General features: G+C 65.1%; 10 protein-coding genes and 1 pseudogene. 2 read left to right on the top strand and 9 right to left on the bottom strand.

Annotated elements, in window-relative coordinates; all coding sequences use genetic code 11:
- The first annotated feature begins 82 nt into the window (after positions 1–82).
- Both G486_RS0109700 and G486_RS24295 read left to right on the top strand, forming a co-directional pair.
- Entirely contained in the window at positions 83–1156 is a 1074-nt protein-coding gene (locus tag G486_RS0109700) for a YeeE/YedE thiosulfate transporter family protein (protein ID WP_027015372.1), read from the top strand.
- A 10-nt stretch (positions 1157–1166) separates the two neighbouring features.
- On the top strand, positions 1167–1340 hold the full coding sequence (locus G486_RS24295) for a hypothetical protein (RefSeq protein WP_169728586.1): 174 nt from the start codon (positions 1167–1169) through the stop codon (positions 1338–1340).
- Between the two features lie 5 nt (positions 1341–1345).
- Here G486_RS24295 and G486_RS21915 read toward each other — a convergent pair.
- From G486_RS21915 to G486_RS0109650, 9 genes and pseudogenes are all read right to left on the bottom strand, one after another.
- Positions 1346–2307 (bottom strand): annotated as a pseudogene (locus G486_RS21915) (VTT domain-containing protein).
- A 108-nt stretch (positions 2308–2415) separates the two neighbouring features.
- Positions 2416–3348: an alpha/beta fold hydrolase gene (locus G486_RS0109685; RefSeq protein ID WP_027015371.1), complete on the bottom strand. Its 933-nt coding sequence runs from the start codon at positions 3346–3348 to the stop codon at positions 2416–2418.
- 81 nt (positions 3349–3429) lie between these two features.
- Positions 3430–4509, bottom strand: coding sequence for a branched-chain amino acid ABC transporter permease (locus tag G486_RS0109680; protein WP_027015370.1), 1080 nt, complete (start codon positions 4507–4509; stop codon positions 3430–3432).
- Between the two features lie 11 nt (positions 4510–4520).
- Complete coding sequence (locus tag G486_RS0109675; RefSeq protein ID WP_051303356.1) at positions 4521–5528, bottom strand: branched-chain amino acid ABC transporter permease; 1008 nt, start codon at positions 5526–5528, stop codon at positions 4521–4523.
- A 53-nt stretch (positions 5529–5581) separates the two neighbouring features.
- A complete protein-coding gene (locus G486_RS0109670; RefSeq protein WP_027015368.1) occupies positions 5582–6307 on the bottom strand; it encodes an ABC transporter ATP-binding protein in 726 nt (241 codons plus the stop codon).
- The gene (locus G486_RS0109665; RefSeq protein ID WP_027015367.1) at positions 6304–7134 is read right to left on the bottom strand and encodes an ABC transporter ATP-binding protein; all 831 of its coding nucleotides are present in this window, start codon (positions 7132–7134) and stop codon (positions 6304–6306) included. Before G486_RS0109665 ends, G486_RS0109670 begins: the two co-directional genes overlap by 4 nt.
- A gap of 530 nt (positions 7135–7664) precedes the next feature.
- A complete protein-coding gene (locus G486_RS0109660) occupies positions 7665–8855 on the bottom strand; it encodes a substrate-binding domain-containing protein (RefSeq protein WP_027015366.1) in 1191 nt (396 codons plus the stop codon).
- Between the two features lie 220 nt (positions 8856–9075).
- Complete coding sequence (locus tag G486_RS0109655) at positions 9076–10593, bottom strand: sigma-54 interaction domain-containing protein (protein WP_027015365.1); 1518 nt, start codon at positions 10591–10593, stop codon at positions 9076–9078.
- A 294-nt stretch (positions 10594–10887) separates the two neighbouring features.
- Positions 10888–12006 (bottom strand): YeeE/YedE family protein, encoded by a 1119-nt coding sequence (locus G486_RS0109650; protein WP_027015364.1) that lies wholly within the window; start codon positions 12004–12006, stop codon positions 10888–10890.
- Positions 12007–12041 lie beyond the last annotated feature (35 nt).

The following is a 12041-nucleotide window of genomic DNA, read 5'->3' as shown; positions in this document are numbered from 1 at the left end:
CTGCTGTCTCTGGCCTTGAGACACGCCAGTTTCAAGCGCAGCGCGCTCGCCCCGGGCACATGATTTCATCAAAAAAAGAAATATGAAGCGACTTCCTCTTGCGGTCTTGATGGCCGTCTTCTTCGGCTGGCTGCTGTGGAGCGTCTCGGTGCGTCAGGCGGCCCTGTTTGCCGTGGGCCTGGGCCTGGGCGCCGTGCTCGCAGGCCGGCGCTTTGGATTTACCACGGGCTGGCGCATGCTGGTCGAGGAAAAGGACGCCAGCGGTGTGTTCGGCCAATTGCTGCTGCTGGCCCTGGCTGCGGCCCTGGCCATGCCCTTGCTGGGCTTTTTCCCCGAGCTCACGGCAGCTCTCGGCCCGCCAAGCATCAGCCTGCTGGTCGGCGCCTTCGTCTTCGGCCTGTGCATGCAGATTGCCGACGGCTGCGGCAGCGGCACGCTCTACAAGGCGGGGCTGGGCATTCCCATGAATGCGGCCATCTTGCCGGTGTTTGCACTGGGCAGCTTTCTGGGCAGTCTGCACCTGGGCTGGTGGCTGGAGCTCGGCGCCTTGCCGCCCCTGGGCCTGGTCACGGCCTGGGGCTGGGCCCCGGCGCTTGCGGCCACGCTGCTTGCGCTGGGCCTGATCGCACTGGGCCTGGCCCGGTATGTCAAAGGCTCGGGCAAGCCCCTGCTGGTGCGCAAGTGGATGCTGGGCGCCCTGCTGCTGGCTCTGCTGGCCACGCTCAACCTGGTGATCGCCGGCCAGCCCTGGGGCGTGGTCTATGGCTTCGGCCTGTGGGCCGCAAAGATCGCCCAGGCCTCGGGCATGGACTTGTCGGGCAACTGGTTCTGGAGCCAGGCAGGCAACGCCGCCAGGCTGCAGGAGACCGTGCTGCTGGATGTGACCAGCATCACCAACATCGGCATTCTGGGCGGCGCGCTCTGGGTTTCGGCCTCCAGGCCCACCAGCGCCAAGCCGTTGACCGGAGCTCAGTGGCTGGTCGCGCTGGCGGCCGGCCTGGTGCTCGGCTACAGCTCGCGCCTGGCCTTTGGCTGCAACGTAGGGGCGATGCTCTCGGGAATTTCCACGGGCTCCATCCACGGCTGGATCTGGGTGCCGCTGGCCTTTGCGGGCACCATCTTCGGGCTGCGCATTCGCCGCCGCTTCGGCTTTTGAAGGAGGCCACATGACACAGCAAAACGGCTTGCGCGCCCTGTTCTGGGCTTGCCTGATAGGCTTTCTGGCCTGGGACTACCTGCAGTCGCCCCCTGTGGACCTGCGCTACGAAGCCCCGCTGATCGCGGCCGGCTCCGGCCAGGCGGCCCAGGGCGGACATTGCTCCATGCCTGCCGGCAAATAACGGCGCTAGATCAGCATTCCCGGAGGTGGCTCCACCTGCTGGGACTGGCTCCCGGCCTGGGCCACATCCAGGCCTGCGGCACGCCAAGCATCGAGCCCACCCTGCAAGGGCCTGACATTGGCGAAGCCGGCGCGCTGCAACTGCCTGGCCAGCCTGGCTGCGGAGATTTCGCCAGGACAGTCGCAATAGATCACCAGTCCATGCACATGGGTGTTCTGGGGCAGCAAATGGGCATGGGGCTCATCGCCCTCGGGCCTCAGCACCCAGGACTGGGCACCCGGAATATGCGCCTGGCGGTATTGCTGGGCTGCACGCCCTGGGCATGCAGCCCCGCAAGCTCGCTCACCGAGATGCGCGGCATGCGCAGCGAGCGCAGGGTGCGGTGGCGCTGCCACCATTTGCGCGCAATGAACAGCGCAAAGCCTGCCGAGAGCAGCACCAGCCCCCAGAACCCGAGCGCCGAGAGCACCTGCAGCAAATCCTCCACCGTGGTGCTGAACAGCGAGCCCAGAAACACCGCCGAGCCCACCCAGAGCAAGGCGCCCAGCGTGTCGTAGAGCGCAAAGCTGCTGCGCGACGTGCCCATGACACCAGCCAGGGCGCTTGCGATCGAGGCAAAGCCCGGGATGAACTTCGCGACCAGCAGCGACTTCGCACCCCAGCGGCCATAGACCGATTCGGTCTGGCGTATGCAGGCATCCGGCGACAGGGAGATGCGGCAGATGCGGCCCAGTACCTTGTGGCCGTAGACCTTGCCCGCCTGGTACCAGAACAGATCCGCCATCAGCGCCGCGCCCACGCCAAGGCCTAGAAGCAAAAGGCTGCGCAGCCAGCTTGCGCCCTCCAGCGCCCCGGCGACCACCAGCACCGGATAGGCAGGAATGGGCGCCCCCAGCTGCTCGATCAGCACATTGAGAAAAACAATGCCCAAGCCGTACTCGCGGATGAGCTCCAGCAACCAGTCCATGCGAGGACCTCCAGCACAAGAAGAGGTGGCCCACCACCGGGCCGCAGACAGACTTGAATGCTAGCTCTGGCGGTTTATCCCTGCACTTCTCTTGCCACGCGCCTGCGCTCAGAACGTGTTTACGATCTCCTCGGTGCCGCGCGCCAGGTGCTCGGTCACCGCCTCCCAGTGCGCGGGCACGTTGAGCGCAGGCGCATGGCCGCAGTCCGGCACCTCCAGCCAGTGCAGCAGGCCCTGGGTGCCCGGGCCACGCGTTTGCATCTGCTGCGCGGTTTCGTACAGCACCAGGTCGGACTCGACGCCGCGCAGCAGCAGCACGGGAATCTGCAGCGCGTCGTAATGCGCCCAGATCAGATAGTCATCCTCGGGCGCGCTGAACTGGCCGATCATGGCCGGGTCGTAATGCACGGTCACGCGGCCGTCGGGCAGACGGCGCATGCTGGTCTCGGTGAGCTTGCGCCACTCGGCATCACTGAGCCAGCCATAGGGCTGGTAGGCCTTGCGGAAAAAATCCTCCAGCTCGGCCATGGAGGCAAACACCGGCGGCTGGCCCGCATAGTCCTTGATGCGCGCCAGCGCCGGGGCTGCAAGCTCGGGCGCATTGTCGTTGAGCGTGAGCGTGGCGATGCGCGCGCGCAGCGAAGGCTCGAACAGGCCCGATGCGCAGACCGTGCCGATGGCGCCGCCCATGGACGTGCCCACCCAGTGGACGCGCTCCAGGTCCAGTACATCGAACAGCTCACGTGCCAGACGCGCATAAAAGCGCAGGCGGTATTCCTCATCCGGATGGCGGCTCCACTGGCTCAGGCCACGGCCCAGGGTGTCGGGGCAGATCACTCGCCAGCCCTGGTCTGCAAGCACCTGGGCCAGCGCATCCATGTCGCGGCCCGTGCGCGCCAGCCCATGCCAGGCGATCACCGTGCCCCGCGCCTGGCCTGCTGGCTGCCAGTCCATGAAGTGGATCTCATAGCCCGCGCAGCGCGCATAACAGGAAAGAGGCTGAGCCCGGACGGTTGCAAGAGGCGAAGTGTCTGTGAACATAGTATTTATCAAGAAATGCCCTAAAGCGCTTACTGGATAAGCGCTTGAAGCTATCAATAAAGAAGCAAAATCAACGTGAGCTCAGGCTGCCTTGCCCGTGGCGCCGGGAGCGCCGCGCAGCCTTCCCACAATGCCCGTGGGAAAGTAGTAGACCGAAAGCACGAACAACAGGCCCAGCCACAGCAGCCAGCGGTCGGGTGACAGCAGTGCCGCCAGCCAGGGCAGATGGCTGCTGGCCTCGCTGGCCAGGCGCAGCAGGTCCTGCAGATAGCTCTGGGCCACCAGGAACAGCACGGCGCCGATGACGCTGCCGTAGATCGTGCCCATGCCGCCGATGACGACGATGAGCAGGCAGTCCATCATGATCTCGAAGGACAGCGAGGTATCCGGCCCGTTGTAGCGCAGCCAGAGCGCGAGCATGGCGCCGGCCACGCAGGCGAACAGGGCCGATAGCACGCTGGAGGTCACGCGGTAGACCACGACGCGGTAGCCAATGGCCTCGGCACGGAACTCGTTCTCGCGTATCGCCTGCAGCACGCGCCCGAACGGCGAATTGACGATGCGCAGCAGCATGAGCACCAGCACCATGGCCAGCACGAACAGCAGGTAGTAGCCCACGATCCGGCCGTCTATGAGCAGGCCCAGGACCTCGTTCTCGAACGGCTCGAAGCTCGGAGACAGTACTTCGGGCAGCTTGAAGGTCAGTCCGTCCTCGCCGCCTGTCCAGTCCGACAGCTGCGAGGCCAGCGTCTGAAACGCCGCCGCCACGGCCAGCGTGATCATCGCAAAGAAGATGGCGCGCACGCGCAGCGAGAACAGGCCCACGGCCAGGGACAACAGCAGGGACAGCAGCAGGGCCGCACCCAGGCCCAGGGCCAGAGAACCCCAGCCCGGGCCCATCTTGGAAGAGGCAATGGCCACGCCATAGGCGCCTATGCCGAAGAACATGGTGTGCGCAAAGCTCACGATGCCCGTGTAGCCGAGCAGCAGATCGAAGCTGGCCACCAGCACCACGAAGATCAGCACCTTGGCCGCCACATTGAGCGCCTTGACGCCCGGAAAGACAAAGGGCGCAACCGCCAGACCCGCGAAAATCAGCACCAGCATCAAGGCCAGCACGCGGCTGCGCGGCATATCGCCGGAGAGCAAACGATGGAGCATTCCGTTCCCCTTCAACGGCTGGTTATCGGATACACGCCCTGGGGCCGCCACAGCAGAATGGCCACCATGAGCGCGATGTTGGAAAACAGCGCCACCTTGGGCACGAGAAAGCCCGTGTAGTTCGCCATCAGGCCCACGAGCAGCGCACCGATCAGCGCTCCGCCCGTGCTGCCCAGGCCGCCGATGATGATGACGATGAAGATCAGCACATTCACCTGGGCCCCCATCTGCGGCACCACGCTTTGCTGGTACAGCCCCCACATCACGCCGCCCAGGCCCGCGAGGGCCGAGCCCGCGACGAACACGCCCACGAACAGGCGGTTGATGCGGTAGCCCAGGGACTCGACCATTTCCCTATCCTGCACGCCTGCACGGATCAAGAGGCCGATCTTGGTGCGCGACAGCGTCCAGGCCAGGACCGCGAACACGGTCAGGCCCACGAGCACGGCGACCACGCGGTATTTCTCCACGGCCGCCTCGCCCAGCAACCAGGCACCCTTCATGCCTTCGGGCAGAGGCAGTGGAATCTGCTGCGGCCCCCAGATCAGCTTGATCAGCTCCTCGCCGATGATCATGCCGCCCATGGTGATCAGAATCTGCTTGAGATGCTGGCCATAGACCGGGCGCACGATGAAGCGCTCGAAGGCCAGGCCCACGGCCCCCGCAACCAGCATGGCCACGATCATGGCCGGCAGCACGGCCAGCAGATTGCGCCACAGCTGCTCCGAGCCCGTCCAGTCGCCCATGCCGCCCAGCACGCTGGTGGCCACGAAGGCGCCCAGGGCAATGAACACGCCATGGCCGAAGTTGAGCACGTCCATGAGGCCGAAGACCAGGGTCAGCCCCGAGGCGATGATGAAGATGATCATGCCCATGGCCAGGCCGGCCACCGTGAGCGTGAGCCAGGTCGAGGCCGAGCCCACCAGAGGCAGGGCGATCAGCGCCAGCACGGGCACGAGCAGCAGGGGCCTGTAGTCCAGATCGCGTGCCAGCAGGCCTGCGGATGCTTTTCTTTTCATAGCTATCTGCGCTTGTCCAGCAAGCGCTGCAGGCGTTTTTTGCATGGATTCACTCATAGCGCCAACCCCAGCAGCGATTGCTGCAACTCCCGGTCTTCGGCCAGCTCCTGCATGGAGCCTGCGTGCACGATGCGGCCATCGTCCATCACGGCCACGCTGTCGCCCAGGCGCTGGGCGAAGTGGATGTTCTGCTCCACCAGCAAGATGGTGCTGCCTGCGGCCTTGAGCTGCTCGAAGGCCGCAATCATGTTGTCGATGATGGCCGGAGCCAGGCCCTTGCTGGGCTCGTCGATGATGAGCAGATCGCGCGGCTCCACGATGGCGCGCGCCACGGCCACCATCTGCTTTTGGCCGCCGCTGAGCTTGCCGGCCGGGTAGTGCCAGAATTTTTCCACGGCCGGGAACAGGCCGAAGATCCACTGCAGCCGCGCCGCCTCCATCTGGCCTGCATGGGCTGCGCCGCGCGCGGCCAGCAGCAGGTTCTGCTCCACGGTGAGGTCGGCGAAGATGCCCATGTTCTCGGGCACATAGGCAATGCTCTGGCGCGCAATGGTCGGCGTGGCCATGTGCGCAATCTCCTGGCCCGCAAAGCGTATGCTGCCCTGCGAGGCCTGCCACAGGCCCATGATGGTGCGCAGCGTCGTGGTCTTGCCCGCGCCGTTGCGGCCCAGCAGCATGGTCAGCTGCCCGCGCGGCACGCACAGGTCCACGCCATGCAGTATGTGATAGGCGCCTATGTGGGTGTGCACGCCCGAGAGCTCCAGCAGCTTGTCGCTCATGGCTGTTCTCCTTCTGCCCCAGTCGGAGCAAGGCCGTGATCTGGGGAAATAGCTGTGCTGCCGCCCGCGTCCTTGGGCGCCATCCCGAGATAGGCCTGCTGCACCACGGGCGAGGCAATCACCTCTTCGGGACTGCCGTCGGCCACCAGCGTGCCGTTGGTGAGCACGATGATGCGGTCGGCCAGCTCGCGCACCACGTCCATCTTGTGCTCCACGAGCAGGATGATCTTGCTCTTGTCCTTCTTGAGCTCGCGGATCAGGTCCAGGATCACGGGCGCCTCGTCATGGCTCATGCCGGCCGTGGGCTCGTCGAACATATAGACCTGGGGCTGCAAGGCCATGAGCAGGCCGACCTCGAGCTTGCGCTGATCGCCATGGGGCAGGCTGGCCACCGCATGCTCGGCGCGCTCGTGCAAGGCCACCTGGCGCAGCACGGCATCGGCGCGCTCGCTGATCTCGCGGTGGTCGCTCCAGATGCTCCAGAGATTGAGCCCACGCCTGTGCGGGCCCGGCAGCGTGGCCTGCACGGCCAGGCGCATGTTCTCGCGCACGCTCAGATGGGGAAACAGGTTCGTGAGCTGGAATGCACGCCCCAGCCCCGCATGCGTGCGCGCCGAAGGCGCGAGATGTGTGAGCTCCCGCCCCCCCAGGTGCACGCGGCCCTCGCTGGCCTTGAGCTGGCCCGAGATCAGATTGAAGTACGTGGTCTTGCCCGCGCCATTGGGCCCGACGATGGCCGTCAGCGTGCCCGGCGCAAAAGCACAGCTCACGCTGTTCACAGCCACATGGCCGCCAAAGCGTATGGTGAGCTTGTCAGTGGTCAGCATGAAAAACGACTGCGCTTGGCAGATACCAGGGTTTCATAAAAACAGGCTCCAGCACTTGATGAGCAAGCGCTTGTAGCTATCAAAAGTGAGAGGCATCCAGAGCCAGCGCTGCGCCCTCACCCAAGCCTCCGCCTTAGAGCGTGTTCAAGATCTCCTCGCGGCGCGCCAGCGTCTTTGCGGGATGGGCTACGAGGCGCGACACCGCAGCAATAGCCGTGCTATTGCGAGGATTCGCAACACTGTAGACCGCCCGCAAAGGCACTGGCCCGAAGGGTTGGGGCGAAATCGGGCGATTTCTTCGCGCTGGCCCTTGCTTGCACCTCGGTGCAAGCTGCGGCCCATCGACTCGAACTCATCCCGATTGCGCTCCAACGCGCCTGCGTAGAGATCTTGAACACGCTCTAAGGGACGAGGGAGCCAAACCAGGGCGCAAGCTACCAAACCGGCAGAGCCCAACTCAGAGACACCGAGGAAGGGCCGCCCCGCACCGAGGGTGTCGCCCCCCTTCCAAGGGGAAGCGGCAAAGCTGCTCAGGGAGTATTCCTGATAGGCACATTCATTTCCTCGGGCTTGATCTCGCGCACCAGCTCGGGCACGCCCCAGGCCAGGGCCGGATCGTTCTTGATCCTGAAGTGGTACATGCTTTGCATGGCCTGGTGATCCTCTTTGCGGAAGGTCATCCGGCCCTTGGGCGTGTCAAAGCTCATGCCTTCCATGGCCTTGATCAGCGTATTCGCCTTGGTCTCGCCTCCGGTCTTCTTGAGCGCCGTGACGATGGCCATGGCGGCCGAGAAGCCGCCGGCCGTAAAGAAGTCCGGCGGCGCCTGATAGAGCTTGTGGTTCATGGCCACCAGCGCCTCGTTCACGGGATTCTTGGGAATGTCGTAGTAGTAATAGGTCGCGCCCTCCATGCCCGGCAGATTCTTGTAGGCGGCCATGGCCGGCAGAATGTTGCCGCCCGTGGCGATCTCGATGCCGTAGCGCTTGAGGTCCATGTCGACGATCTTGAACGGATTGCCCGCCCCCGCCCAGACGATCCAGATGATCTTCTTGCCCGGCTGGTCCTTGAGCTTGTCGATCAGGCGCTGGGCGCCGGCCGTGAAGTCCGTGGTGGCCGCGGGCAGATACTCCTCATGCGCCAGCTTGGCCTTCTTCACCGCATCCTTGAAGGCCTTGACGCCGTCGCGCCCGAACGCATTGTCCTGGGCCAGCGTCGCAATCGTCACGCCGGGCCGGTCTATGGCCACGGCATTGCCGATCGCATCCTGGCTGGAGTTGCGGCCCGTGCGAAAGATGTACTTGTTCCACTTGTCGCCCGTGATGGAGTCAGCCACGGCTGGCTCCACGATGAGAATCTTCTTGTACTCCTCGGCCACGGGCAGCATGGCCAGGGCCACACCCGAGGCGCTGGGCCCCACGGCCAGATCGGCCTTGTCGTCCGAATAGGCCGTGGCCAGCTGGCTCTTGCCCAGGTCGGGCTTGCCCTGGTCGTCCTTTTCAATGACCACCAGTTTCTTGCCGTTGACGGCCATGGTGCCGCCCGTCGCATATTCCAGGCCCATCATGAGACCGGCCTGAGTCTGTTTGCCATAGGCCTCCAGCGCCCCGGTCTTGCTGTAGACATGGGCAATGCGGATCTCGCCCGCGGCCTGTGCCGTGCTGATCATCAAGCCCATGGCGGCCAGACAGGCTGCGCTTTGGATAAGGGTGCGGCGGTGCATTGCTTGTCTCCTGTGAATTTCTTGTCTGCGGCGTCGTGCCACCTGGCATTGCTGCACTGGGCTACAGCACGCTTTGTGCCAGCTTGCGCTCTCTGCCCTGCCCCACTCTCAAGACCCGGCCCCACACCCGCAGCATCCACCGCACAGCAAGCAAAACCGCCTGAAATCCAGACACACAAATTGCCTGAATATCAGACAAATGATCGAAATAAAGACAGGGTTAACCCAGAAGCTCCAGCGCCATCATGCGGTCGTACAGCTTGGCACGCGAGATTCCCAGCTGGCGCGCCGTGGCCAGCTTGTTGCCCGCATTCGCCGCCAGGGTCGCGCCTATGGCTCGCCGCTCCAGCTCGGCCACCTGCTCGGCCAGCGGGCGCAGCAGTCCGTCATCCGTGCCCTGGGCTGCGGCATCGGACACCGGGCTCTCGATCGCTGGTGCTGCGGGCTGCACACCCGAGGACAGCAGGACTTCGCGCAGCAAGCCGGCCGTGATCAGCAGCTCATCGCTGCGCATCACGGCCTGCTCCAGCACATTGCGCAGCTCGCGGATATTGCCGCGCCAGGCCTGGCCTGCAAGCAGGGCCAGGGCATCGGGCGACAGCTCGGGCGGCGGCATCTCGTTGCGCAAGGCCAGGTCTTCGCCCAGCACCTCGACCAGGGCCGGAATGTCGCGGCTGCGCTCACGCAGCGGCGGCACACGGATCGGCAGCACATGCAGGCGGTAGAACAAGTCCTCGCGAAAGCGCCCGTCCCTGACCATCTGCGCAAGATCGCGCGAGGTTGCGGCCACCACGCGCACATCGAAGCGCACGATCTGGTTCGATCCCAGGGGCTCGATCTCGCCCTCCTGCAGGGCACGCAGCAGCTTGGCCTGCACACTGGGCGGCATGTCGCCGATCTCGTCCAGAAACAGGGTGCCGCCATCGGCGAGCTTGAACTTGCCGTCGCGCGGCTTGCGCTCGGCCCCCGTGTAGGCGCCCGGGGCCACGCCAAAGAACTCGGCCTCGAGCAAGGTATCCGGCACGGCAGCGATATTGACCGAGACAAAAGGCCCATGGGCCCGGGCCGAGGCTGCATGAATGGCATGGGCCAGCAACTCCTTGCCCGTGCCCGTCTCGCCCAGCAGCAGTACCGGGCTGGCCGACTGCGCGGCACGCCGTGCCTGGCGCTTGACCTCCACGGCTGCCGGGCTGCTGCCCACAAAGCTCGCAAAACTGTATTTGGCGCGGCGCTCGCCCTGCCCGGCAGCGCGCATGCGCGTGCGCTGGGCCGCAAGCTCGCGCCTGGCCTCGTCCAGGTCGCGCTGCAGCAAGGCAAACTTGCTGATCAAGGGCGCCAGCGTGGTCTCGGGCTGGTCGAACAGCACAATCCCTATGGCGCCGATCACGGCCCCGCCCTCTTCCTTGAGCGGCAGACGGCTGACCACAAAGGTGCCCGCACGGTTGGTGAGCAAATCGATGAGCACGGGCTCGCCGGTCTCCAGCACGCGCCGCATCTGGGTATTGGGGATCACCTCCTCCACCGTATGCCCGAGAAAATCCTCCAGCGAGGCCACCCCCAGATCAGGCAGAAAGCGCTGATAGCCTTCGTTGACCCAGACGATGCGCCCGCTTTTGTCGGCCAGGAACATGCCCTGGCTGTTGGAGGAAAACAGCTCGAACATGGAACGCGCCGCCAGGGCCAGAATGCCGTCGGCATCCAGGGGCAGGCTGGGGGTCTCGGAGACAGCATGGGACATGGGGCGCATGGTAGCCCAGCCATGGCCCCGACCGCACCTGCCCGGCCCTGGCTTCCCTGGCATGGTCAGCTATTCAATTTGATAGCTGGCAGCACTTGCCAGATAAGCGCTTGAGGCCGATTTGTTCCAAAAACCTCTCTGATTTGCAGCGCTTCAAGAACTCACAAACAAGAAGGCAAAAACCTGCGCCGGCCTTGCGGCCTGACACGCTCTTAGCTCAGGCCAACGGCCGGTGACGACGTCAAGAAGACCGCGGCAGATGAAGTTCGCCAACCTGCAACGGATCCCGTGTCCTCAGCCCGCCCTCTCCATCCTCCACTGCTGAAACCTCAACGCCGCCACGGCGCCCAGGCCGATGCAGATCACGGCCGCAAAGCTCGCCAGGTGCAGGGTGGAGATGGCGCTCACGCCCTGGCCCACGGTACAGCCCATGGCCGTGACGCCGCCCACGCCCATGAGCACGGCACCGCCCAGGTGCCTGAGGAGATCGCTGGTATCGGCAAAGCCCTGGGTGCGGAATTCGCGCCTGAACGAGGCATGGACCAGGGAGCCCACGAGCACGCCCAGGGCCGCGACCACGCCAAAGCTCAGCACGCGGTTGGTATCGCTGTAATACATCAGCCACTCCAGCAACTGGGCCACGGGCGTCACAAAGCTCAACGCCTCGGCCCGGCCCGACTGGGTCGTGGCATACATGTGCTCCAGCGTCAGCGGATGCTCCTCGACCTCGGCAAAGTGGCCGCTGAGCCACCAGGCCGCAGTCACGGCCAGGCCGACCAGGGCGCCGCCCACGAGGCCGCGCGCATCGCGCTCGGCATTGCCGCGCGTAAGAGACCAGACCACGGCCAGCAGGCCGATGGCAAGGCCCAGCACCAGCCTCAGCCAGGGCAGGCTCCACTGCGTGGCACGCGCCAGCATGTCGGGCAGGAAGGCCACACCGTCCAGATGCAGCAAGACCTGGTCCACGCTGCGCACACGCCAGACGGCAGTCAGGCCCTTGAGCGTCATGAGTGCTGCCAGCCCCATGACCAGCAGCACGACCAGGGACTTGAGATTGCCTTCGCCCAGGCGCACGAGATTCTTGATGCCGCAGCCCGAGGCCAGCACCATGCCGAAGCCGAACAGCAGTCCGCCCACCATGGCCGAAAGCCACAGCACCTGGCTCGAGGCATAAAGCGTGTGATGCGGATTCACCAGCCCCGTGCCCGACAGCCCCGCAAAGCCGCACATGGCCACACCGATGGCCATGGCCCACTGGCGCATGCGACCCCAGTGGCCCATGTAGACCACATCGCTGATCGCACCCATGGTGCAGAAACGGCTGTCCCTGACCACGGCTCCGAGAGCAAGGCTCAGCAGGAAAATGCCGAGAAGAGTGAGCTGCGAGAGCGCGTTGAAGTCGGCGGACGTCATCGTCCGATTGTAGGTAGGTGGCCAGGCTTGCAAGG

This window comes from Comamonas composti DSM 21721, from assembly GCF_000429845.1.
Taxonomy (GTDB): Bacteria; Pseudomonadota; Gammaproteobacteria; order Burkholderiales; family Burkholderiaceae_C; genus Comamonas; species Comamonas composti.
This window is presented reverse-complemented; position numbering and strand designations above follow the sequence as displayed.